Origin of the sequence: Paenibacillus catalpae (assembly GCF_900112695.1) — a bacterium.
GTDB lineage: Bacteria > Bacillota > Bacilli > Paenibacillales > Paenibacillaceae > Pristimantibacillus > Pristimantibacillus catalpae.
In genome coordinates this window covers 1029013-1053095 of the sequence record NZ_FOMT01000002.1, presented here as the reverse complement: position 1 = coordinate 1053095, position 24083 = coordinate 1029013, and the positions used below count along the sequence as shown (strand labels likewise).

The following is a 24083-nucleotide window of genomic DNA, read 5'->3' as shown; positions in this document are numbered from 1 at the left end:
TGAGGAATCGCTTGTTTCTGTATGAGTAAGTATAACAATATTGGTGCTGCGCAGCACCTATTATCGATATATTGGGATAGACATGTTGTTAAGTTATTTGAATTATAAAGACTAGCCGAGATTTCCTATTAAACCTCGGCCGCAGGCCGCTCCTTCGCCTTATCCGACTCAATCGCGTTGCGAGTCGCCGCTTCCCGATCCTGGCTGAGCTCCTCGATCGACTTCGTCTTTAAGCGCGCAGCGCCTTGGTAGTTCTCACGCGTAGGCAACAGGTTGCCGCTAGCCAACCGCACCTCCGCTGCCGCGATAGCTTCCGTGTACTGCGGAAGCCACTTCGCTTGCGCTACGAGCATCTCGTCGGCCATCTGCCAAATTTCTTTAGGGTTGCATACCGCGCCAACAAGCGGGTCCATCATCATCGCTTGGCGGAGCAGCTTGTCGTCGCCATGGACGGCGGCCTCTACGGCCATGCGCTGGACGGAGATGCTGACGTTGCAGACGGCTGCGGGGCCGAGCGGCAGGTCGCCGACAATCGGCATGTTGATGCCGTTGCGATCGACATAACCCGGAGCTTCGATAATCGCATCGTCCGGCAAGTTAGTGATAACGCCGTTATTCACGACATTGAAGTGACCGCGATAGACTCGGCCTGTCTCGAGGCCTTCAATAATGTAGGAACCATGCTCTTCGCCGCGGTTCTCAGCCGTATACTTGAACGGCTCTGCCTTCATCCAGTTCGGGAAGTCGGTCTCGAACCAGTTGCGGCCTTCGGTGCAGACGCGCAGGTAACCGCCGGTCTCGCCGTTAATCCATGAACCAAGGTCGATCCAGTCCTTAATCTCATCGGCACGTTTGCGGTACCAAGGCACGTATTCGCTTAAGTGACCATTGGATTCAGTGGAGTAGTAGCCGAAGCGGCGCAGCATGTCGATGCGGACCTTCTCGGTCTTAGCGAATTCCGGCACCGATTCGAATGCCTCCAAGAGATCCCCCGTACGATCAACACCGTCGGTCTTCACCGAGATATACCAAGTCTGATGGTTAATACCCGCGCAGATGATATCTACGTCCTTCTTCTCCCGGCCCAGCGCACGAGCGATTTGGTGATGTCCGCCTTGTACGCCATGGCAGAGGCCAATGGTGCGGACACCGCCGTACTTGTTGCATGCCCAGGTCAGCATCGCCATCGGATTCGCATAGTTAAGGAGCAGCGCATTGGGCTCGGCCACCTCGCGAATGTCCTTACAGATATTCAGCATCTCGGCGATGCCGCGTTGACCGTACATAATGCCGCCTGCACAAAGGGTATCGCCGACGCATTGGTCGATGCCGTATTTGAGCGGAATATCGATGTCGTATTGGAACGCTTCAAGACCGCCGATCCGCACCACGCAGAAGATGTAACGAGCATCCTTAAGCGCCTCTCTGCGGTCCGTTGTCGCTTGAATCTCGATGGACAAGCCATTTTCCCGAATGTCTCTCTGCACGAGCTGGGTGACCATGTCGAGATTATGTTCGTTAATGTCTGTAAAAGCAACCTGGATATCCTTAAACTCCGGCACGGCAAGCAAGTCCCTCATCAAGCCGCGCGTGAATCCGATACTGCCTGCACCTACAAATGCTACCTTAAAACTCATAAATAAAGCCTCCTCTTCGCCTGTCAGGGTATTGTCGTTTAATACCCTTATTCTAGCAGGCTGAAAAAGAAGGCGTTTCCACATTCGCAACGGTTTGCGTTAGATCTTGTCAACTATTTCAACTTCATAGTCGGTCCAGCTTGTGATGGTTTTCTTGGAATTACGGAATTCCGCCGGGGAGATTCCCGTCATTTTCTTGAACAGCATGCTGAAATACTGCCTGCTGTTCAGCCCGATATGATCCGCCACCTCGATGATGGGTACGTCCGTGCGGGCAAGCAGCATTTTCGCCTTATCTATTCGCAGGTCCACCAAATACTCATTGATGGTCTTGTTCATATTCGCTTTGAAGATACGCTGGAGATAGACGGGATGCAGATTAACCGCAGCCGCAATATCTTTGGCTTGAATAGCGGTATCGTAATATTGGTGGATATATTCAGCCGCGTGCCGCACGTAATGATGGATTTGGCGCTCGGCGCTATTTTTCGATTCCACGGCAACCAAACGGGCCACACGGACGAGCAGCTGGGACATGAGCAGATTCGTCATCATCTCGCGGCCTCGTTCAGCGCCCTCTCCGCCCAGATCCAGCTCAAAGACCAGATTTCTCAGATTCACCTGAATATCTTCATAGTCCCTCAGCACAATCGTGTCCAGACGCTGCTCGAGCAGCCTCGCAAACATCGGATTATGGCTAGACAGCTGATTCATCGACGGATAAATACCCTCGCAGGGCTGGAATCCAAACTCCACATTCAGCATCCGGCAGGGACTCCCGCTCTCGACGATCAGCCTATGCGGCACCTCGGCATCCAGCATGATAAGATCGCCTTTGCGCATGGCGATAACCTCTTTATTGGTCTCCACCGTGCAGTTCCCCGAGATCACATACATGAACTCCGCCCAGTCATGCTGATGGAAGCCCATATGGAAGTCTTCCCACTGCTTGTAATAGTACGCGACAATCTTCGGACGGAACTCTCCGGACTCTCTCCACTTCGCATCATAAAAGCTGTTCGAGCTCATGATTTTCCCACCTTTGCAACCGGCATAATCTCTATGGTCAGCATATACCCGCGGGTAAGGAAGGTCAACGCTTCCCCATTTCATCAGTCCTTTGCTTCCGGATAAATAACAAAACACCTTGTCCCAAGCTTCACGGTATAACGTTCGGTTGTAATACCGTATAGCTTCAGGCGTTCTTTCAGCTTCCTATAGTAACTGTCTAATCTGCCTCTATCTTTCTTGTTCCCCGGCTCCAGCTCCTGATTATATCTGGCCTGAAAGATCATCTGAGACGTACAGGACAGCCCTTCTTTAATCATCCGAAATAACACGCGAATATCATCGGCAGACAGATTCATGGCCTCGCCCCTCGCAAGCCATTCCCCTTTGCTCAAGTCCAAATAAATATCATATTTCACCGGACGATGCAGATTATATACTTGGGTGAGCTGCTTATTCGTCTTGGCTTTTTTCCAAACGTTAATGTCTGAAGATATGTACATCAGGACTTCATCCAGTTCAACCTCCGTATCCCCTTCAATCGGCACGTCCTCTATTCTTTCGCGCAGCAGCTGCTTTGCGATCTCGCATTCCTCTTCCGTTAAGTTCATGCTATGGGTTCTCCTCCTAGCCCTCTAAAGCCTTATTTCGCAAAAAACTCCTCTGCCTTGTCCCGATGCTCATCCGTAATATGCGAGCTTATGGCCTTGTAAGCCACAAATATGGCAGTCGCATCATCCCCGTAGCCGACAAGAGGGAAAATGTCCGGAACAAGATCGATGGGCAGAATCCAGTACGCAAGCGCGCCAATGGCCGTTACTTTTACTTTGGTCGGCGTGTTTGGGTCCATGGCGCAGTAGTACATGGCAACCGCTTCTTTGGAGAAAGGCACCTTTGACGCATATTTTCTAACCTTAGACCAGAAGCCGTTGTTTACGTACTGCACTTGCTCGTCATGATCACCAATCTTGGAGGTCCAGGAGTCCGTATCCACTTCCTCCTCTTGCGCATCTGATGGAGCCGACTCTACAGCCGTGGCTATTTCCTCATCCGAAAAGGTCGCCGGAATCACATCATCCTGAGCAAGACTCTCATGACATGCCCCGCATTTCGCCAGCCTCAGCTTCTGTGCTTCTACCTCATTCTTCTGCCTGCAGTTTGGACATTCGATAATAACAGACATCGTAATCCCTCCAAAAGTTTCAATTGTACATCTATTCGTTAACGTTAGAATATGATTCGACAACAACAAATACCCTCTATACTGTAATTAAACAAAAAAACGTTTCTCTAGACAATTAACTTTTGTTAATTTTTTGCATAAAACCACTGGCTCTTGGGTCACAATAGCTGTTGGGTGCTAAAGCCGGTGCCCGACTACCAACACGAATAAGGGGGAATATCCGTATGGCAAAGCCGGACAATCGGGCTGATAACGCGGAACATCTGCAGGAGCACATTGCGAATACGCAGCAGAACATCAATGAGACTGAACAATATTTGAATGAGTTCAGCTCGGAGATTAACGGTACTGAGCAAAACGAGCTTCAAGAGAAGAACGAGCGCCGCAGAGAAAGTGTTGCAGAATTCGAAGAAGAACTCAGCGACGAAGAAGCTTAAAGAAACAAAGATGACTTCTGCTTATGTCAGGAGTCATCTTTTTTCATGTTCATGACCTGTGCTATACTGTCGCTAATTAGCGAAGAATATGGCATCAACAAAGGAGCAGGTTGGATGAATTTCGAACAATGGATTGCGCCCGAACAATATAACATAAGCTCTGAGATTGAGCGCCACAAGTCGGATAAAATCGCGCTCCGCTTGCTGGATGATCAGGGACAAACGAAACAAATGACATATAACGAGCTGCTGAAGCAAGTGAACCGGCTGGCTGGCGGACTGAACGAACTTGGTCTTGCAAAAGGGGACCGCGTCCTCGTCATGGTGCCGAGAACCATCGAGGCATATATCATCTATGTTGCCTGCTTAAAGCTTGGACTTGTTATTATTCCATCCTCCGAAATGCTCCGGACCAAGGATCTGTCCTACCGCTTGAATCATTCCGAAGCGCGTGCGGTTATGGCATGGGCGGAAGGAGCTGCAGAGGTTGATAACATTACGGAAGAGCTGCCTTCGTTGCAGTTCCGGATTGACGCTAGCGGCGGACAAGCTGACGGCTGGCTCTCCCTCCGCTCCTTAACGGAAGGTCAACCGGAGGAACGCGCGGCCGAACCAACCACACGTGATGATATGGCGATCCTGGCTTATACATCGGGTACAACCGGCAATCCGAAAGGTGTCGTTCACAGCCACGGCTGGGGTTATGCGCATCTGCGTATCACCTCCGCATGGCTTGGCATCCAAAGCTCGGATCTGGTCTGGGCAACTGCGGCGCCGGGCTGGCAAAAATGGATTTGGACTCCGTTCTTATCCGTTCTCGGCAGCGGAGCAACCGGCTTTATTTATAACGGATCCTTCAGCGCAGAGCGGTATCTGGAGCTTATTCAAGAGAACCAGATTCAGGTGCTGTGCTGCACGCCAACGGAATACCGGATCTTGGCAAAATTAGATACGCTTGATCAATATGATCTGTCTTCAATTCGCAGCGCAGTTTCGGCCGGTGAGCCATTGAACCAGACGGTGATCAAGCAGTTCCAGGAAACATTCTCTTTCACCATCCGTGACGGCTACGGCCAAACGGAAAGCACGCTGCTTATCGGCAATCTGAAGGATTCTCCAATCAAGATTGGTTCAATGGGCAAGTCGATCGTTCCGGGTCTTGTGGAAATTATTGATGAGGAAGGTCGTCCTCAGCCGATGGGAGAAATAGGCAGCATCGCTGTACATACCGGAATGCCCGCCCTGTTCAAGTCCTATTACCGAGATCCGGAACGCAAAGGCGCCAACATCGTTGGTTCCTACTTCATTACCGGTGATCGGGCTAGCCAGGACGAGGAAGGGTATCTGTGGTTCGAAGGCCGCGGAGATGATATTATTATCAGCTCCGGCTATACGATTGGACCGTTTGAGGTGGAAGAAGCGCTGCTTCGCCATCCCTCCGTCAAGGAATGTGCGGCTGTTGCGAGTCCGGATGAAATCCGCGGTCATGTCGTTAAGGCGTTTATTGTGCTGAAGGATGGCATCACCGGCACCCCTGAGCTCGCCAAAGAGCTGCAGGACCATGTGAAATCGGTAACGGCTCCATACAAATACCCGCGTAAAATCGAATTCATCAACGAGCTGCCCAAAACCAACTCCGGCAAAATCCGCCGGATCGAGCTTCGCCAGCGCGAAGCGCATATGAATTCCTGATGAAAAAGCCGCTGTTCCAGCCGGGCTTCTAACAAGCTCCGGCTCAAACAGCGGCTTTTATATTTTACACTATGGCATGAACACCTAGCTTACGGTCAATCACTTTCTTAATGTCCTTCACCAGCTGCACGGATGCTTCGATCTCCACTTTGCGCGTCGATACGCTTTCGATACTGCAGCCGATCGGAATGCCTTTTTCAATGCCGAACTCAAACAGCTCTTCGAAGATCTTGAGTGCCAGAGTCGTGGACTTGTCCAAAATATCGGTGGACTTGAGCAGGTCATTCTCGAGCCATTTCGGAATGCTGATGCCCAGCCATTTCATGAACTCGAGCGTTTTTTGCGAGCCGCATGGCGCCAGGTTGAACAGAATTGGAACGGTCTCAATGCCTTGCTCCTGGCAGTAATAATAGTAGTCGGAGAGCATGTTTTTGGAGGCTTCTACATTAAAAGTAGCCTGCGAAATGAAGAACTTGCAGCCTCCGTCCACCTTATCCCTGATCCGCAGATGCTCGTCGTTCTTCTTCATATGCCGTTCAGGAATAACAACCCCGCCCAGCATCAGGCGGTCGTTCAGCTTTCTGCTAAGCTCATATGCTTCCGGAAGCTTCATCGTCGTCTGCTGATTGCTGGAGGAAGTGCCGACAAACACCGAGAACCGGTCCTCTTCCGCATTCTGCTTCAGCCAATTCGTAAAGTTATCTTCCGAGTTATTGCCAACAACACGGTAAATAATCTTTGGTACCTTCCAATAGTTCAAATAGTTCTTGCTGTATACCGTTGGATCCAGCGCCTCCAGATACGGGAATGGTCTTTCCTCGTCCGTCCGGTCCGCTTCATCCTGTACGTCATACAAGATCAGGCCGTCAATGTCCAGATCCTTCAGACGGTCATATTGCTTTTCCGATATTTCTGCCAGCTTCTCAGGTGTATGGCTGGACTTGGGCGGTGTCATGCCGTAAGTGATAATTCCCGCCTGCCTGTTTAAAATTTTATCCTTAAGCATCTCGTTCTTCATCCCTAACGTCCATAATAGTAGTGGAATAATTTCTAGTTTAATTCTACATGCCGCGTCAAATTCCTTCTTAAGCAGTCGGATTTATAACTTCAGCTTCTTGCTTTGGGATTCTCGCCATTAAACGTTCAATTGTTCCGTCAAAAGGAAACTGCCGCTTTGCTACACGTGCCTGAAGTCCGGCCAGCTCTTCCCTTACCTGCTGCATTAATGGCTCCGGATATCCGAACTTAACAGCATTTTCGGCAAATTCATCTTCATCTATAACCATCCACACGCCGCCTCGCTGTACGAGGTCCAGATCATAATCAACAAAGGAAACTTCGCTGCCGTTAATCACCGCCGGCTGATTGATGTTGCAATAATATTCATTGATTTGTCCGTCTACAACAGCCGCGCTGACCGTAAACCAATGCTTGCTCGAGAAAAATTCGATCGACCAGTTATTCACCGTAAACACGGATTTCTTCGTATGATGCTGAAGCTTTCTGCCGTAACGTCCAAGTACAAACATATAGCCGTCGCCTTCCTCCAGCAGATCCGTATTCCATTCATAATGCAATAGACCGCCGTGCTTTAACGCTTTTATTTGAATCGTATTATCCACGAAAAATGCCTTCCCTTCGGAAATCATTAGGTTAGGAAAGTATATCATACTTTGCGCGGGTACGTCCTTACTTGGCCGCTTCCTCATATTGCCCTGTTACCTGCATCTGCCCGCTCACCAGCTCACTGATGGTAACTTGGTACCCTTCTTTATCCGGGTCATATTCGTTTTTTACGCTCTTTACAAGAACAGGTTTGCCATCGATATACTTATAAAGATTATCAACATGTATAGCTGCGTTCTCCCGAACGGATGAACGTATGGTTTGATTAATGGGGTCAAACTCGGGCGACGGGATTTCCTCAAGCTCTTTATTGGATATAAATTGTTTGCTCATAGGGTCCCAAAGCCAGCATAAATAAGGGATATTAGGTCCGGCAGGAATAAAATGCTGAATCGCAAGATCGGGATTACCATCGAAATTCATGTCTTCTATCGTTACACCTAAGCTTTCGCCATCCCATGACCCTGCATCCTCAATAGAGATTGATTGAAGAAGCTTCTTCTCTGGAGAATAAACCTTGATTTTGTTTGTCTGGTAGCTGCTGGATTCTTCTTCGACATCTGGGTGCCCAAATATCTTCATCATGTACTTCTTCTCGTCGGATTCAGGCTGGAAGTATTTATAGCGGACGATGTTACCGCTCTCTGCTGCTGTGCATCCTGTCAGCAAAATCATGAATACCAAATAGATCCCTATTGTTGTTCTCATGCCATTTTAACCCCTTAGTAAAATAATACAAAAAGCCCCTCGTCATAGACGAGGGGCTTCCCTATAAAGTTACTTTAAATAAAATTCACATACTCCAGCAGTCGCTTCAGCATAACTGTCGCTTCGGCGCGAGTTGCTTTGCTGTCCGGTGCAAATTTACCGCCCGTAGTGCCTTCGATGATCTTCGCTTCGACTGCTTGCGCTACAGCAGCAGCTGCCCAAGCTTCGATCGCCGATTTATCCTTGAAGGCGTTCAGCAGATCCGTGCTGCCTGTTGGCTGTTTGCCCGTAAAGGCAAGTGCACGAGAGATCATAACGGCCATCTCTTCACGGGTGATGGAAGCATTTGGCCTGAAGCTGTTTTCTTCATAACCTTTTACAATGCCTGCCTTCACTGCTGCGCCTACCGCGCCTGCGAACCAATCCTTGCTGCTTACATCCTTGAAGGAAGCTGCTGCTTGATCTTCCGAGATACCAAGCGCTCGCACAACCATAGCAGCAAATTCTGCGCGGGTTACCACAGCATTAGGAGCAAATTTATCATTGCTTGTACCTTTGACGATCAACTTGGACGCCATTCGTTCTACGTCTGTTTTCGCCCAATGGTTATTCAGATCACTAAATGTCTTATCAAGCTGAACGACCGCATAAACACTGTTGCCAGTACGCTTGATCGTCACAACCGTATGTCCGTTTTCCGTCTTGAAGGTTGCCGGAACGAATGTAAATTCTCCGGTCGCCTCGTTGTACATCACAGCTGTGGAATGCGTTGCATCCATGGACTGGCTGATGTCGATTGTACGGGATACATACGTTTTGCCGAAATCATGGATCTCCTGCTTATTGCCGTTTGATTGAAGGAATACGCTGAACTCAACTGGAGTGCCAATCAATTTCACTCCGGCTTTAGTCGCTTTATCCTTCATCGTAGTCGACAGAGTGCTGTCCACTGGATCAATCGTAATCACCAGCGAGGCATCTGTACCGATTGTTGCCGGAAGGTTAAGCGCACTGATCGGCAGAGCATAGCTTGCGTCACCAATCTTCACCAAAATCGTCAGATTTGGAGCTTCCTTCAGCGCATCAAGCAGCACACGTGCCGGCAGCTCTGCACTTACAGCTTGCGTGGAATCAGCCGTAATCTCAATCGTTTGTCCGCTTTGTCCCGCGATCATATCAATCGCTTGATTCAGGGTCTGAGCAGATACGGTCAACGTTGAACCGGATGTTGTTCCTTTAACGCTGACTCCATTGGCTGTTTTCACCGGAGTTTGTCCGTTGTTGCCGGAGCCTCCGCCTGGAGTCTCTACCGGTGGGTTCGTCGTACCGGTATTGGCAGTTGTTTTACCGGTTGCCGATGGACCATCCGTACTCCATTTGCCGGATGTGTCTCCCGCTTCTACTTTGAACGTGTAAGAAGTATCCGCCGTCAAGCCGGTTACTTCATAGGTCGTACCAGATACGGTAGCGAGCTCTACGTCGTCCTTATAAACCTTGTATTGCGTTACACCTACATCATCGGAAGCTCCCGTCCAGGTCAGCTTAAGCGATGTTTTGCTTACATCTGATACAGACAGGCTGCCGCTGTTCCAAGTTGGAGCCGTCAAATCGGCAGCTGCTGTACCAGTCGTAAAGGACCAGATATCAGACAAGGCTTTGCCTGTGTACACATCTTCAGCCGCTGCATACCATTGGTACTTGGTGTTCGCGCTCAGAGCACTCCAGGTTACGGATGCCTGTTCGCCGCTTGCTACCTGCTCTACCTTCCCGATCGGCTGATCGGAATAGACGTTTACGCCCATATAGTCGGTCGCTACGCGCTTCACCTGTGGCGAAAGGTCAATATCAATTGCGAATTCTTCCTGTTTTGTCGGATCGTTTGGATCGTAGAAATTATAATCGTCCATATAAGGCGAGTATGTTTTTACATACATCTTGTCGTTGGCAATATCAAACTGAAGAAGCTTGATATAACCTTGGCCGCCTTCCGGACCACCTTGATAGTCAGACAGCATTTGATAGACTTTACGATCCGGAGTGCCGTCACCGTTGTCATCAATCTCACTGACAAGCAGCTTCGAATCATGATAATGTCCGGACAGTACCGCGAATACGTTTTTGTTCTTTTGCACAACTTCTTCAAAAATCTTATCCGCAATCGGAGCCCGGTTGCCGGATACAAGCAGGAATTCATGGAAGTTCAAAATCGCTTTGCGGTTCGGATATTTCGCGAGCACTTCATTCATCCAGTCGATATCCGAGTCGCGGATTCCCCACCCCATGTAGACCATAATGAAGTCATTGCCATTCGAGGAAATAAGATCATAGTGACCGCGGTTGTTATCCAGAGTACCGCCATAAGTCGGCTGATCCTCGAAACGGTCTGCCCCGAAATAGTTCCAATAGTAATCATAAGCGCCAAGCTGATGGTCAACGTCATGGTTCCCGGCAAGTACGCCATAAGGAATGTTTGCGTCTTCCAGCACCTTCATGTCTTTATCGGCGCGCTGCCATTGAATTTCTTTATCCGCTTCATCGACGATATCGCCGGTATGGATAACATATTTGATCTTGTTCTTCTCTTTGTTGTCGGCAATCCAGTCTACGATGTTTTCATAGATGTTCGGGTAGCTTTCCGAATAGTATTGCGTATCGGACATCCATGCAAAGGAGAAATCATAATCCTCCTGCGATACCGGCAGTTCATCCTGTACCATCACTTGCAGTGTTTGATTGTCCGCATATTCCCCTGCAGTTACCCAAGCACCAAGTGTAAAATCTTCCGTGCCTGCAACCGTACTGTCAACGCTAATCCATTTCTTCTCGGATGGGCTCCAAACATACATGCTCACTTTGCGCCCTTCCAACGAGTTACCTTTCCAGCTGAGCTCGATCTGGTCTGTCGTTTTCACAGATGGATCAAGCTGTACCTGGAACCGCTGATAAGGGAATTGCTCGGTGGAATCATCGGTCAGATACTCACCGTCAACTGCGCTGATCTTGCCGTAGTCTTCTGCCGTCATTGCTTTCTCTCCGGCAGGAGCTACTTCCTTCGGAGGCTCAACATCCGCAGCGTTACGGAAGCCCAGAAGGCCTTCCTTATTCGCCCCGTCATACTTGAAACCACGGAAGAAGGAAACATCCATTTTGTCATTCGTAGGATCTTTTACTTTTACAGACAATACCGGGTTCCGGTCTACTCCAGTTCCTGCGTCGGCAGGAGACACGAGCTCCGGCTTCAGCGGATTCTCGTCCGGTACGGTAAATTTCACTTCCTTTTCCACCGTATTGCCGACTTTGTCGGTTGCCTGAATTTTGAAAACATGCTCTCCGCCAGTCAAATCCTTGGAGGAAGTTGCATAAGGGAGTGTAATTGGCGTTTCATCCAGCCACACCTGGACTTTATCTACACCAGACAAAGCATCCTGTGCCAAAGCTGTAATTGTAAATGGACCGCGGTATTCTTTACCTTCCTGAAGGGAAGTTGTAATAACCGGTGCCGTATTATCTACTTTGATAACGGCTGCTTTCTCGCCGAACTCCGAGTGGCTGACTTTAATGGTGTGTTCACCATCAGACAGCTTAGTCGTATCAAGAGCATAAGCTTTGGATGCGAGCAGTTCATCCGAAATATTGAAGTTAAAGTCTACGACCGGATTTTTACCGGCGCTGTCACCCATAGGAATTACGGTATCCCGGTTTTTGTAACGCTCGTCGAAGATTTCCGTACCGTCTGCAAATACAAGCCTTACATTACGTACAGTAAAATCGTCTTTGTTCTCTTCCGGACGGTCATCAAACGGCGATGCCTTTGTACCCGCTCGGATGGAGATAATGTTGCTTCCGCCCTTCAGGCGTTCCGCTGCGATTGGTACCGTTAAAGTGGTATAGGTGTTAATTGGCTCCAAGAAGATCGACAAAATTTCGTCGCCCATTGTAACGCCGTTCTTGAAGTAATAGTTGACGCCGTTCGCTTCATATGCGAAATATGCATCCTGCTCAACAGCAGTATACGTTCCATCTGTCGCTTCTGTTTGATCAATGCTCACATGAAGCTCTGAAGCGGGTGCATTCTCCGCAGTGGCTTTCAGTACTTTAATTCCCGCAAGGAAGTCTCCGTCCTTCACATTCAAGCGAAGCGGTGAATGATCCGTATTGCCCGTAACCTGTGTGCGGTACTTCTCTGACGTTACTTCGTTCTGCCCGTCGGAGATGACGTAATAGTACTCGATGTAATCACGGCCGATCAGTTCAGGCGAGTAGATCGTGTAGTGATACAGCGTATCGTCAAAGCTTTCTGCCAAGTAGCGTTTCGTATATTGCGCATCAAGGTTGCTCTTATAATACAGAGCTACGGATTTGACACTATTCTCGTCATGCGCTTCCGCTTTGAGCGAGAGGTTTTGAGCTTTATCGATTTCCGGCTTATTCGTCAAATCCTGATAGGTAGGATCTGTTGTATCTGCTGGAGTTTTAACCGTTATTAACGGCACTTGCACCGGAGCTACCGAACCCGGAGTTGCTGCTTCAGTGCCGGCGCTGTATTTAATCATCGTTGTGCTGCCAGCTTGCGAATATTTGTAGAAAATACCTTTGTTCGCAATGGTCTCTGCGTCCGTGTCGTAATAACCGGCCGAGACTTCTGTCTTTGTATTGGTTGCGATAACAATCCCGCGTCCACCGCCGTTAGCCATGCCGTCGCTGTAGATTTTAACGATATCGGTGCCTTCTACCAGATTAGTACCGTAGAGAGCGTTAAAGTCTGCAACCGTTTTTTGCGTATTCTGGCTGTTAATAACCCAGAACACCAACGTTTTTTTCGAAGGAATAAGCAAGTCCTCCGAATTCGTCGGCCAGATCACATCGGCATCCGGTCCGGAAGCGGTATAACGATATTGCATTTTGTAGTTTTTGAAGTTCACGGTCTTATCCGTATTGTTGTAGATCTCGACAAACTCATAGCCGTCCGCTGAGCCTACGTTTGTGGAGTCTGGAACAATCTCCGTTACCATCAGCGGCGGAAGCTTATTGAAGTCAACATCTCCAAGCTCAATCGTTACGGTGAAATTGTTTGATTTTACCGTGTCGATTCCATCATTTGCTTGAATGTAATATTGCAGCTCCGAATCGGTGAATGCTTCCTTCGGAATGTTAGCCGAGAACACATTGTTCTCTCCCGCCGTCATCGGAACGGAAGTATAGTCTGCTGCCTCGCCAACTTTGTAAAAGACGGATGCGGTAACCGTATCGCTGTCTGGATCCGCAATTGTTGCTTGTACGGTCAGATCGTTATCGATGCTTCCCGAAGCAGGCGGCGTATGCTGGATAACAGGCAGCTCATTAACAGCTGGAGCCGGCTGCTCCGGAAGCAATGCTGCTTCTACAGCGCCTGGAGTCGCTGCATTAACGCCTGCATTAAACAGCTTCATCTGGTTCGTGCCGTCAGTAGGATACTGATAGAAAATACCCTTGTCTGGTATCGTTTGGGCATCGTTCTCATAGAACGCTTCGGCAATTTCTTTCCCCGTTTTCGAAGCGATAACGATTTTACGGCTTCCGCCGTTAGCCATACCGCCGCCGCCCTCGATGCGGAACAGATTCGTATTTTCGACCAGGGATGTTTTGTAGTTCGCGTTAAAATCCTCAGTCTTCAAATCCGTAGTCGCACCGTTCATAATCCAGAACACAACATTGCTAAGCGGAGGAATAACCGCCGTGCTAGGCAGCTCCCATTTCGCGTCTGGTGTCGTGGAGTTCGTATAACGATAGATCAGCTCATAATCTTTAAGCGAGATTGGACGAGTCGTATTGTTATACAACTCTACGAATTCATACGCATCGGAGCTTACTCCTGTCACATTCGTGCTGTCTGGTACAAGCTCAGTAATGAGCATGACAGGTACTTTGGTGTAATCGAAGTTATGCTGCTCGATCGCAACCGTATATGTAGAAGACTTCACATGATTGACGGCATCTGCAGCTTCAATATAGTATTGCAGCTCAGTAGCCGTAAGGGATGCTTTCGGAATAGCCGCGGAAAAGGTTGCTCCCTCCGTGTTGGTCATCGGTACAGATGTAAATGCAGCATCCGACGGATTTTTGAAATATACAGCCGCCGTTGCCGTATCGTCCGCATCCGTAATTTGAGCAGTGATCGTCAGATCTGCTTCACTGCTTCCTTCTGTAACCGGTGTATGCGTGATTACTGGAGCCTGATTAACCGGTCCTTCCGGGAATTCATAATGAACGGAAGGAATTTGACCGGCATCAAGCGCACCTGGAGTTGGAACGGACTTCACCGCAAATTTGTCGGTTTGCACACCGCCTGCTGCTGGCAGCATGTAGTGGTCGCCGAGGCCATCACCAATTTCTGTTGAGGCTATATAGCCTGATTTTGAAATTTCAACGCCTTGGCTGTTCTCAATAACAACCGTGCGGTCGTTTGTATTGTGGAAGCCAGAGAAGCCTGCAACTTGAACAATTTGGCTGTCAGTCAGACTAACACCATATTTTGCGTTAAAATCAGCCAATGTTTTATTGGATGGATTGTACCAGAACACCATGACCTGCTCTGGGTCCAGCGACTTCTCGCCAAACGTGAAGGTTGCGTCTGGTGTTGTGGTTGGGTAACGGTACAGGAACGTATAGTCATTCAAACGAATCGTTTTATTCGAGTTATTGTACACTTCAAAAAACTCGTAATCATCCGTGCTAAGCACGTTAGGATGAATCTCGGAGACGAACAGCTCCGGTACGGTATTCTCGTCTGCCGCGGCAGCGATACCAATCGATGACAGCATGCTCATCAGCAAGCTGGCTAATAGAATGCTAGAGATCCATTTCTTGTATCTCTTGCTTACCATAATAGGAAACACTTCCTTCGAGGTTAATTGTTGATGGTGAAACGGATTACATCTTAAATTCAGAAATCAGACGTTCAACAAGCCAGTAGAGTCCCATTAAACCTACGATGGAGGAGGTCACATACGTCCACCAGATTTGACGGTTGCTTGTGCTTGTAATCAGCTTGCGGATTACCCATAGAATCGGAATGACGACCGCCAGAACAACAAGCTGGCCAATCTCTACGCCAAGGTTAAAGGAGAAGAGCGGCAGGGCAATGCTGCCTGACATCGTTCCGTGCAGAATTTCTGCAAAGCCGAAGCCATGCACCATGCCAAACATCACGGTGACGGCAATCTGCTTGCCCTTCAGCTGAGGGAATTTTTTGCGGAACATCGTCTCAAAAGCTACAAATACGATACTAAGCGCAATAAGAGGCTCTACAATAAGCGGCGACAATGACGCCAGATCCATTGCGGATAATACCAGCGTAATGCTGTGTCCGACCGTAAATGCCGAGACCAGCTTCAGCATCGTCCAGCCGCTAGTGCCTGAGGCAAGGATTAGTCCGCAAAGGAATAACATGTGATCGGCACCCGACCAGATATGCTCCATTCCCATGGTGACGTATTCTTTCAGCACGCTTGTCCAAGAGGATGAAGTAGTAACAGGCTTCTGCTCCGAATCGCCAGTTGCTGGTGTATCCGATGTACCGGCGTCCGCACCATGATAGCCTTCCATTTGAAGAATATTGTTCGAGCTGTTGATGACTTGAACGATGGACTGCTGCCCCATTCGGATGGTTGCATAGCTGCGGTGATCGGGGTTTGTACCATCATAAAAGTTATATTGAACCATGTACCGATCGACGGGCTCTCCAAAATCATAGTTAATGTCGATCTCGATCATCGGCATTTTGGCTTTTTCCGTCTTCTTCGCTGCAAGTACAATTCCGGTGCCAACCTTGCTGTTGCCCGTGACGATCAAGCGGTCATGAACCAATGCGGTAAGCGTGCCATTTCCGCTGGACAGCTCGTCCTCAGAAACCTTGCCGTCTCCGTTCCCGTCAAGCTGAGGCATAGCTTCAAGAAGCTCCTTCTCCAGCAAGAACACGTTGTATTCCAGATTCTTGTCTTTTATCGTAATATCCGAAAATCCCGTCGATGCGAAATGCGCCTCTGCCGTGCCGCCAAATACGCTAAATAACAGCCATAATGCAGCTAACACAACTCCAGCTTTTGTACGTACTCTCACAAGACTCCCCCTTTCTCTAGTTGTTCATGATAAACAAGACACTTTGTGAGTATAGGGCTCTATTGTCAATCGAACGTCAATGATAGATTAAGAAAATGTTAAAATCCGCCTTATTGCCTAAAATAGTGCCATTTTTTTAGAGAAAATGAGTTAATCTACTACTTATTCGAGTAACAGAGTTTCTAAACAGCAGCTGATGGCATATAAAAAAAGCCCCTGAAGGCTGATAGGCAGCCTTCAGGGGCTTCACTTAGGCGATCGAAGAAGAGTTCAGCAGATCGCGTACATTCTTGTAGTCCATTTGATGCGCGGCGGCCACGGCTTCGTGGGTGATGAAGCCGGCCATGGCGTTAACGCCCCGGCGAATTGGTTCGCTGCCCGCGAGCGTGTCCCGGACGCCGCGGTCGGCGAGCGCGAGCGTATAGGGCAGCGTGGCGTTGGTGAGCGCAGCCGTTGCCGTATACGGCACGGCGCCCGGCATGTTGGCAACGGCGTAATGCAGAACGCCAAACTTTTCGAATACCGGCTCGGCGTGAGTCGTGATCCGGTCAATGGTCTCCACGCTGCCGCCTTGATCAATGGCGACATCTACAATGACCGAACCGGTGGACATGGATCGAACCATGCTTTCGGTTACAAGCTTGGGAGCTTTTGCCCCCGGAATCAGCACAGCTCCAATGACAAGATCCGATTCGGCCACCGCCTCCGCGATCTGCCGAGAATGGGAGGCAAGTGTCTGCACCCGCCCGCCAAACCGGTCCTCCAGCGCACGCAGCCTGTCGGCATCACGGTCAATGATAGATACCTCGGCGCCAAGACCAAGCGCAATTTGGGCAGCGCCCGTGCCAACAACGCCGCCCCCGATAATCGTCACTCGGCCTTTTTTCACACCGGGCACACCTCCTAACAGAATTCCTCTGCCCCCGTGTGCCTTCTCCAGAAACTGCGCCCCAACCTGCGCCGCCATCCTTCCGGCAATATCGCTCATCGGTGTGAGGAGCGGCAGCTGACCGTTTGCCAGTTGTACGGTCTCGTATGCAATTGCCGTCACTTTATGCTGCACCAGCGCTTCCGTCAGCTCCCGCTCCGCGGCCAGATGCAAATAAGTAAACAGCAACAGTCCTTCACGGAAATACCGGTACTCCTCCTTCAGCGGCTCCTTCACCTTCACAACCATATCCCTCGACCAGGCTTCGTCTGCACCCTGGACAATGGCAGCTCCCGCCGCCTGATAGTCCTCATCCGGTAAACCGGAGGCAGCTCCCGCTCCGGTCTCAACAAACACGCGATGTCCATGCTTTACGAGTTCATACACACCACCAGGCGTTAACGCCACGCGATGCTCCGCGCTTTTTCTCTCTTTCGGAACGCCAATCTCCATATACGCTACCTCCCTTTCTCCTATCCCGCTCACCGCAACAGCACTACGCGTTGCCTATGAAATCTATCCTCTTGTATAATGAGGAAAAAACTAGATTCCCCCACTATTCCACTTTAGGGCGGTGAATGTCCATGGTTGAAACGTTGATGCAGCTAACCGTTAGAGACATCCTGCAGCGCCCGCTGTTTCAGAAGGCTGAAACGATCGCAAGCGATGAAGCACTGAACCGCACCGTACGCTGGGTCCATATAATGGAAGTTACCCAGGTTGGCAAGCTTCTAAGCGGCAATGAGCTGATCCTGTCCACCGGCATAGGCTGGCATGATGATGAGGAGCTCAGCTTATCCTTCCTCCGGCAGCTCATCGATTCCGGCGCCTCCGGCCTTTGCATCGAGCTTGGCACCTACACCAAAAAGCCATCCGATGCCATGATCGAGCTGGCGAAACGCGAGAACTTTCCTCTTCTTTTTTTCCACGAGGAGGTTCGTTATATCGACATTACCCAAGACCTGCATGCCTATTTCATCCACCAGCATCACCGCATGGTCTATGAACTCGAAGCTCTCTCAACCAAGCTGAACCAGCTCCTGCTCTCCGGCAAAGGCATTATGCCGCTGCTCAAGCTTCTCCACCACACGACCGGCGCCCAAGTCGCCTTCTTCCCTCTTAACGCCGAAGCCCAGTTTATGCCGCATATGCCTCGTGCCAAAGCCGATATCTTCTACGAGCAGTGGATTTACGGCGAAATGTTCGCCACACCTGTCCTAAAGCGCGGTCTCGCTCACCGTCCGATTCTGGCGCTTGACCATCTATTCGCCGATCTGCTGCTGCAGTCCGAGCAGGAACTTAGCGAGTTTCAAATCCTAGCCCTCGACCGCTGCGCTACGGCACTCGCTCAAGAGATGATGAGAACGAAATATATGGAAGAGAGACGCCGCTACAAGGATGAAATGTGGGTAACCGATTGGCTGAGCGGCAAGCATGCCGACAAGGAGGTCCGGGCGTATATCAGCTCGATCAAGCCGGCCGCCAAGCTGTACGGTCTTACGGTCTGCGTGTTCCGTCTTCAAGTCAAGCTGGCGGAATGGAAGGAAGGCGAGGAACTGCTCATGCAGAAGAATATGGTCGCCCGCGCCATCTTCGAAGGCGAAGGCTATTTTCTCCTCCCCGCCATTTTGCATGACCATATCGTCTTTGTGCTCATTGACCAGATGAAGCAGCTCAAGTGGAAGGAACGGCTTCTCCGCGCCATTGAGCGCCTGCGAAGAACCGAGCATAACCCGGATACGGCCCTGTTCTCCGGCACTCTTGGCATCGGCAAATATATGACCGATCTGTCCCGCGCGCAGGAAGGCTACGAATCCGCCCAGGAAACGGTTGCGATCCAGACGGATATCGGGCCGCTGAGCTCGCCTTTTTTCAACGATCTGCATACGTACCGGATTATCTCGGGGCTTAAGAAGACCGGGATGCTGCCCGCCATGATTGAGGAATACATCGGGCCGCTGACGCGGTACGACCAGGAGAAAAACGGGCAGCTGCTCAAGACGCTCAAAGTGTTCCTGTCCCTGTCCGGCTCCAAGCAGGATACGGCCCGGGAGCTGTTTATCGTCCGGCAGACGCTCTATCACCGGCTCGACAAGATAGCCGCTCTGCTGGGAGACGACTACCTTGTAGCCGACAAACGGCTGGCGATCGAGCTTGCGTTAAACGCGTATGAGTATACGTACGGGGCGATCAAGTAATTCCGTGTGCAAGCAGGAGCCGTTAACCTGCATCATTCCAGCCGGATGAAGCCAGCTGCTTCACTACCAGGTTGGACATATATTTCCGGGCATCGGCGGAGAGCAGCTGCAGAACGGCGCTCTCCCCGCCGGGATGAACAAGCTCAATCGTTGTGCCGCTCAAATTTTCCACTACGCTATGAATTCTGAACTGCCTGCTTATATAAGCATCCAGCTTTTCTTTCTCTTCCATAAACTCCTGGTAAGCGGACATAAGGGAGCACCTCCGTTGAATGGTCTTTCTTGCTTGCATCCTTATCCCGTTCCTACTGCTGCCGAACCTTTTCTTTCCTCCCGGAATCGCTTGCATCCGCCTGCTTATACGTAGCCCGCTTCAGGAACTGCCCCGAGCCCGCTATGCCCACATAAGCCTGATTCCTGATCACAAACTCACCTCGCGACAGGACGCTTTCCGGCACGCCGCTAATTCGGATCCCCTCAAACGGATTGTAGTCCACGTTCATATGATGAGATTCCGCGGAGATCGTTCTTTCTACCGTTGGATCAAAAATAACCACGTCCGCGTCGCTGCCAACGGCAATCGTCCCTTTACGGGGGAATAAGCCAAACAGCTTGGCGTTGCGCGTCGCAACGATATCAACGAACTGATTAAGCGTCAGCCTCCCCTTGGCAACTCCCTCCGAATAAAGGATGGAGAAACGATCCTCAATGACTGGTCCTCCGTTTGGTATTTTACTGAAATCGCCAAGCCCCAGGTCTTTCTGACCTTTGAAGTTAAAGGAACACTGGTCGGAGCCGAGCGTCTGCAGTTGGCCAGTGATGAGGGCATTCCAGAGCACCTCCTGATGGTTCTTCTCGCGCAGCGGCGGCGACCAGACATACTTGGCTCCTTCGAAATCCGGCAGCGCCAGATACGATTGATCAAGCACCAGATACTGCGGGCAAGTCTCGCCCCATACATCCACGCCGCGGGTCCTCGCTTCGCTGATCGCTTTTACCGCTTCCGCGCAGGTGACATGCACGACGTACAGCCTTGCTCCGGTCAGTTCGGCAAGAGCCGCAGCGCGTGCCGTTGCTTCGCCCTCTATAGCGGAAGGCCGGGTGAGCGCATGGTAGATCGGATCGGTGTTGCCTTCGGCGAGAGCCTTCTCTACGAGAAACTCGATCACATCGCCGTTCTCCGCATGCACCATCACCATCGCGCCAAGCTCCTTGGCCGAGAGCATCGTCCGGTATAACGTGCCGTCATCGGCTTGGAAAACATTTTTATAAGCCATAAACACCTTAAACGAAGTGATCCCTTGATCCTTTACAATGGCAGGCAGCTCCGCCAGCACCGCATCATTAATCTCGCTGATCATCAGATGGAAGCTGTAGTCGATGACCGCTTTGCCGTCTGCCTTGGCATGCCACTTCTGAAGCGACTCACTCAGCGGCTTCCCTTTGTCCGTCAGGCAAAAATCAATAATCGTTGTCGTTCCGCCAAACGCCGCTGCTCTCGTGCCAGTCTCAAAATCATCGGCCGTCACCGTGCCGCCAAATGGCATATCCAGATGAGTATGCGGATCAACCCCGCCAGGGAACACGTATTTTCCCGAAGCGTCCACAATTTCCGCTCCGTCAGCCGCGAGGCCGAGGCCGATCTGCTTGATGATCCCGTCCTCGATCAGCACATCCGCCTGATAAGTGTCAGCCGCGGTTACTATTGTGCCGTTACGTATGATTTTTGCAGCCATCGCTTACACCGCCTCCTTATTGGCGCCGCCCGGCGCTTCATTAGAATCGCCAACGGACGCAATCGCCTTCTGACGCTGATTCCAGGACATCGGCAGCTCGCCCGAAGGAATCTCTACCATCGAGATAGCGTCTTCCACTGGACATACAATGGAGCAGAGGTTGCAGCCGACACAATCCTCTTCCCGCACCTTCAGGTAAGCCCGCCCGTCGTCCGTTGTCAGGCGCTCAATGCATTGATGCGACGTATCTTCGCAAGCGATATGGCATTTGTTGCAGACGATGCAATTCTCTTCATGAATCCGGGCAACTACATGATAGTTCAGATCGAGATCTCCCCAATCCGAATAACGGGGAACGGAGCGGCCAATCAGCTCGGTAACGGACTGCAAGCCTTTCTCGTCCAGGTAGTTGTTCAGCCCGTCGATCATATCCTCGACAATGCTGAAGCCGTGATGCATCGCGGCCGTGCATACCTGCACGCCTGTTGCTCCCATCAGCATGAACTCCACCGCATCCCGCCAATTGGAGACGCCTCCAATTCCCGAGATCGGAACATTCACCTGAGCGTTGCGGGCGCATTCGGCCACCATGTTCAGCGCGATTGGCTTGACCGCCGGACCGCAATAGCCGCCATGGGCGCCTTTGCCGCCGACATGGGGAATCGTGTTCCACGTGTCCAGATCCACTCCGGCAAGCGAGTTGATTGTATTGATCAGCGAGATCGCATCCGCACCGCCGCGGACGGCCGCTTTTGCCGTAGCCGTAATATCCGTAATGTTCGGCGTCAGTTTGACAATGACCGGAGTCTGCGCCGCTTCCTTCGCCCACATCGTCTGTGCCTCAACCAGATCAGGCTGTTGCCCCGAGGCCGAGCCCATCCCGCGCTCTGCCATGCCATGCGGGCAGCCGAAGTTCAGCTCAAGCCCGTCTACGCCAACGGCCTCTACCTTTTTCACAATCTCATGCCACTTCTCCCGATTCGGCTCCACCATAAGGGACACCACAACCGCATGATTCGGAAAACGTTTCTTCGTCTCGTAGATTTCCTTCAGATTCACCTCAAGCGGCCGATCCGTAATAAGCTCGATATTGTTAAAGCCGGCAACCCGCTGCCCGTTAAAATGCACCGCCGCAAATCTAGAAGAGGTATTAATAATCGGATCCCCAAGCGTCTTCCAGACCGCTCCTCCCCAGCCCGCTTCGAATGCCCGCTGCACCTGGTAACCCGTATTGGTCGGCGGCGCCGATGCCAGCCAGAACGGATTCGGCGAGGATATGCCCGCCAGATTGATACGCAAATCAGCCATCGCTATCCCTCCTAAAAAGAATTGACACACAAATGGCTGATTTCTGCCATATGTGTTGATTCTTACTTCGTAAGCTTGAGCTTAAAGAATTGCCACACGATTGGCTGAAATTAGCCATTCGTGGTGATTCTTACTTCGTAAGCACCTCTTATGCCGTCTCCTCCTGCTGCTTCACCAGCTGCTGATAGATCGCATAAGCAGCCTTTTTCCCCTGCTGCGCCGCCGACACGACCATCGCTTCCCCTTGCCCGTCCCCAAAGATCACATCGCCCGCTGCGAATATTTTCGGATCCGAGGTTTGGAACGTAACCGAGTCTATCGCTACGATTCCGCGTTTATGCGCTAGACCAAACTGCTCTACCAGGCTGACATGCCGGGTCTGGCCAATGGCGAGAACAACCGCGTCGATATCCATAAAAAACTCCGAGCCAGCCACCGGTACCGGCTTGATCTGTCCGCCGCTCTCTTCCAGCCGCATGGCCATACATTCCAACGCCGTAACGTTGCCAGCCGAGTCGCCGATAATCCGCTTGGGCGCGGTCAGCCATTTGAACACAACGCCGTCCTGCTTCGCGAAGTCGTACTCGAACTCATAAGCCGTCATCTCCGCCGCGGTCCGGCGGTAGACGATTGTTACATCCTCGGCGCCAAGCCGCACCGAGCAAGTCGCTGCATCAATAGCGGTATTGCCCGCTCCGATAACGGCAACCTTTTTACCCGCTATGTCTGTCCGAATGGACGTTTTGGTTGATTCAACGAATTCAATGGCGTCATAGACACCTTGCAGGCCTTCGCCTTCAATACCCAGCTTTGGCACCTTGGACATCCCGATTGCCAGCACAACCGCATCATATTCCTGCTTGATCTCCTCGACTGTAATATCCGCGCCAACCTTTACACCCGTGCGGATCTCCACGCCAAGCTGCCTCACCTGCTCGACTTCCCAGAGCGAGATTTCCTGCGGCAGCCGGAACGAGACAATCCCGTACGTATCGAGCCCGCCCGCCTGCTCCTTCGCTTCAAATACGGTAACGGCAAAGCCAAACCGCGCAAGCTCCCTAGCCGCCGACAAGCCCGCCGGACCGCCGCCGATGACGGCAACCTTTTGACCATTACTCCGTCCAGCGGTGAACAGCACCTGTTCATTCCGGATCGCCCAATCGGTCGCATACCGCTGCAGATCGCCAATCATGATTGGCTTGGACGAATGATTAAGAACGCAAGCCCCTTCGCACAGCTCCTCCGTCGGGCATACCCGAGAGCAGCTTGCACCAACCGGATTCGCCTCCATGATGGTCCTGGCGGAGCCCTTCATGTTGCCGGAGGCGATCTTTTTGATAAAAGACGGAATGTTGATGCCTGTCGGACAAGCCTGGATACACGGTGCATCGTAACAATAAAGGCAGCGGTTAGACTCCTCGATCGCTTCCTTGGGTCTCATCCCGGCTTTTACCTCGGCAAAATTACGCCTCAAAGATTCAGCAGATATAAACGTTGCAGCCATCCGTTCATCCCCCTTTCTCAT

At 50.9% G+C, this 24083-nt stretch carries 17 protein-coding genes; 3 read left to right on the top strand and 14 right to left on the bottom strand.

All coding sequences use genetic code 11. From position 1 onward, the window contains the following. Positions 1 to 128: 128 nt before the first annotated feature. The 4 genes from melA to BM200_RS12340 all read right to left on the bottom strand — a co-directional run bounded on the left by melA (position 129) and on the right by BM200_RS12340 (position 3828). Positions 129 to 1637, bottom strand: a complete 1509-nt coding sequence (gene melA / locus BM200_RS12355) for an alpha-glucosidase/alpha-galactosidase (RefSeq protein ID WP_091185609.1) — start codon at positions 1635 to 1637, stop codon at positions 129 to 131. Between the two features lie 99 nt (positions 1638 to 1736). After that, the gene (locus BM200_RS12350; RefSeq protein WP_175532843.1) at positions 1737 to 2666 is read right to left on the bottom strand and encodes an AraC family transcriptional regulator; all 930 of its coding nucleotides are present in this window, start codon (positions 2664 to 2666) and stop codon (positions 1737 to 1739) included. An 83-nt stretch (positions 2667 to 2749) separates the two neighbouring features. After that, positions 2750 to 3256 (bottom strand): hypothetical protein, encoded by a 507-nt coding sequence (locus BM200_RS12345; RefSeq protein ID WP_091185604.1) that lies wholly within the window; start codon positions 3254 to 3256, stop codon positions 2750 to 2752. Positions 3257 to 3288: 32 nt separating this feature from the next. After that, positions 3289 to 3828 carry a YkvA family protein gene (locus BM200_RS12340; RefSeq protein WP_091185602.1) on the bottom strand — a complete coding sequence of 180 codons (540 nt, stop codon included), beginning with the start codon at positions 3826 to 3828 and terminating at the stop codon, positions 3289 to 3291. A gap of 224 nt (positions 3829 to 4052) precedes the next feature. Between BM200_RS12340 and tlp the strand changes: the two genes are divergently transcribed. Together tlp and BM200_RS12330 are read left to right on the top strand one after the other, a co-directional pair. Beyond that, the gene (gene tlp / locus BM200_RS12335) at positions 4053 to 4265 is read left to right on the top strand and encodes a small acid-soluble spore protein Tlp (RefSeq protein WP_091185599.1); all 213 of its coding nucleotides are present in this window, start codon (positions 4053 to 4055) and stop codon (positions 4263 to 4265) included. A gap of 114 nt (positions 4266 to 4379) precedes the next feature. Then, positions 4380 to 5957 carry an acetate--CoA ligase gene (locus BM200_RS12330; RefSeq protein ID WP_091186309.1) on the top strand — a complete coding sequence of 526 codons (1578 nt, stop codon included), beginning with the start codon at positions 4380 to 4382 and terminating at the stop codon, positions 5955 to 5957. A gap of 64 nt (positions 5958 to 6021) precedes the next feature. On the opposite strand, the gene BM200_RS12325 is transcribed toward BM200_RS12330, so the two are convergent. The 6 genes from BM200_RS12325 to ald form a co-directional block, all read right to left on the bottom strand. Continuing rightward, positions 6022 to 6963 carry a methylenetetrahydrofolate reductase gene (locus BM200_RS12325; RefSeq protein WP_091185597.1) on the bottom strand — a complete coding sequence of 314 codons (942 nt, stop codon included), beginning with the start codon at positions 6961 to 6963 and terminating at the stop codon, positions 6022 to 6024. A 79-nt stretch (positions 6964 to 7042) separates the two neighbouring features. Beyond that, a complete protein-coding gene (locus tag BM200_RS12320) occupies positions 7043 to 7579 on the bottom strand; it encodes a DUF402 domain-containing protein (protein ID WP_091186307.1) in 537 nt (178 codons plus the stop codon). A 67-nt stretch (positions 7580 to 7646) separates the two neighbouring features. Next, positions 7647 to 8291 (bottom strand): XAC2610-related protein, encoded by a 645-nt coding sequence (locus tag BM200_RS12315; RefSeq protein ID WP_091185594.1) that lies wholly within the window; start codon positions 8289 to 8291, stop codon positions 7647 to 7649. 74 nt (positions 8292 to 8365) lie between these two features. Then, positions 8366 to 15154, bottom strand: a complete 6789-nt coding sequence (locus BM200_RS12310) for an S-layer homology domain-containing protein (RefSeq protein WP_091185591.1) — start codon at positions 15152 to 15154, stop codon at positions 8366 to 8368. A gap of 46 nt (positions 15155 to 15200) precedes the next feature. After that, entirely contained in the window at positions 15201 to 16388 is a 1188-nt protein-coding gene (locus BM200_RS12305; protein ID WP_091185588.1) for a HupE/UreJ family protein, read from the bottom strand. Positions 16389 to 16638: 250 nt separating this feature from the next. Beyond that, positions 16639 to 17769 (bottom strand): alanine dehydrogenase, encoded by a 1131-nt coding sequence (gene ald / locus BM200_RS12300; protein WP_091185586.1) that lies wholly within the window; start codon positions 17767 to 17769, stop codon positions 16639 to 16641. 131 nt (positions 17770 to 17900) lie between these two features. Here ald and BM200_RS12295 point away from each other — a divergent pair, with 131 nt between their 5' ends. After that, positions 17901 to 19514 carry a PucR family transcriptional regulator gene (locus BM200_RS12295; RefSeq protein WP_091185584.1) on the top strand — a complete coding sequence of 538 codons (1614 nt, stop codon included), beginning with the start codon at positions 17901 to 17903 and terminating at the stop codon, positions 19512 to 19514. Between the two features lie 22 nt (positions 19515 to 19536). Here the strand turns inward: BM200_RS12295 and BM200_RS12290 are convergent, their stop codons facing one another. The 4 genes from BM200_RS12290 to BM200_RS12275 form a co-directional block, all read right to left on the bottom strand. Continuing rightward, a complete protein-coding gene (locus BM200_RS12290) occupies positions 19537 to 19767 on the bottom strand; it encodes a hypothetical protein (protein ID WP_091185582.1) in 231 nt (76 codons plus the stop codon). Positions 19768 to 19819: 52 nt separating this feature from the next. After that, positions 19820 to 21250, bottom strand: coding sequence for a dihydropyrimidinase (hydA, locus tag BM200_RS12285; protein ID WP_091185580.1), 1431 nt, complete (start codon positions 21248 to 21250; stop codon positions 19820 to 19822). Positions 21251 to 21253: 3 nt separating this feature from the next. Beyond that, positions 21254 to 22558 (bottom strand): NAD-dependent dihydropyrimidine dehydrogenase subunit PreA, encoded by a 1305-nt coding sequence (gene preA / locus BM200_RS12280; RefSeq protein ID WP_091185578.1) that lies wholly within the window; start codon positions 22556 to 22558, stop codon positions 21254 to 21256. 148 nt (positions 22559 to 22706) lie between these two features. Then, entirely contained in the window at positions 22707 to 24062 is a 1356-nt protein-coding gene (locus BM200_RS12275) for an NAD(P)-dependent oxidoreductase (protein WP_091185575.1), read from the bottom strand. Positions 24063 to 24083: the final 21 nt, after the last annotated feature.

Bases quoted from the DNA above. Each gene is read 5' to 3' on its own strand.
- melA (WP_091185609.1), bottom strand. From the start codon at position 1,637: ATGAGTTTTAAGGTAGCATTTGTAGGTGCAGGCAGTATCGGATTCACG.
- BM200_RS12350 (WP_175532843.1), bottom strand. From the start codon at position 2,666: ATGAGCTCGAACAGCTTTTATGATGCGAAGTGGAGAGAGTCCGGAGAG.
- BM200_RS12345 (WP_091185604.1), bottom strand. From the start codon at position 3,256: ATGAACTTAACGGAAGAGGAATGCGAGATCGCAAAGCAGCTGCTGCGC.
- BM200_RS12340 (WP_091185602.1), bottom strand. From the start codon at position 3,828: ATGTCTGTTATTATCGAATGTCCAAACTGCAGGCAGAAGAATGAGGTA.
- tlp (WP_091185599.1), top strand. From the start codon at position 4,053: ATGGCAAAGCCGGACAATCGGGCTGATAACGCGGAACATCTGCAGGAG.
- BM200_RS12330 (WP_091186309.1), top strand. From the start codon at position 4,380: ATGAATTTCGAACAATGGATTGCGCCCGAACAATATAACATAAGCTCT.
- BM200_RS12325 (WP_091185597.1), bottom strand. From the start codon at position 6,963: ATGCTTAAGGATAAAATTTTAAACAGGCAGGCGGGAATTATCACTTAC.
- BM200_RS12315 (WP_091185594.1), bottom strand. From the start codon at position 8,291: ATGAGAACAACAATAGGGATCTATTTGGTATTCATGATTTTGCTGACA.
- BM200_RS12310 (WP_091185591.1), bottom strand. From the start codon at position 15,154: ATGGTAAGCAAGAGATACAAGAAATGGATCTCTAGCATTCTATTAGCC.
- ald (WP_091185586.1), bottom strand. From the start codon at position 17,769: ATGGAGATTGGCGTTCCGAAAGAGAGAAAAAGCGCGGAGCATCGCGTG.
- BM200_RS12295 (WP_091185584.1), top strand. From the start codon at position 17,901: ATGGTTGAAACGTTGATGCAGCTAACCGTTAGAGACATCCTGCAGCGC.
- BM200_RS12290 (WP_091185582.1), bottom strand. From the start codon at position 19,767: ATGTCCGCTTACCAGGAGTTTATGGAAGAGAAAGAAAAGCTGGATGCT.
- hydA (WP_091185580.1), bottom strand. From the start codon at position 21,250: ATGGCTGCAAAAATCATACGTAACGGCACAATAGTAACCGCGGCTGAC.
- preA (WP_091185578.1), bottom strand. From the start codon at position 22,558: ATGGCTGATTTGCGTATCAATCTGGCGGGCATATCCTCGCCGAATCCG.
- BM200_RS12275 (WP_091185575.1), bottom strand. From the start codon at position 24,062: ATGGCTGCAACGTTTATATCTGCTGAATCTTTGAGGCGTAATTTTGCC.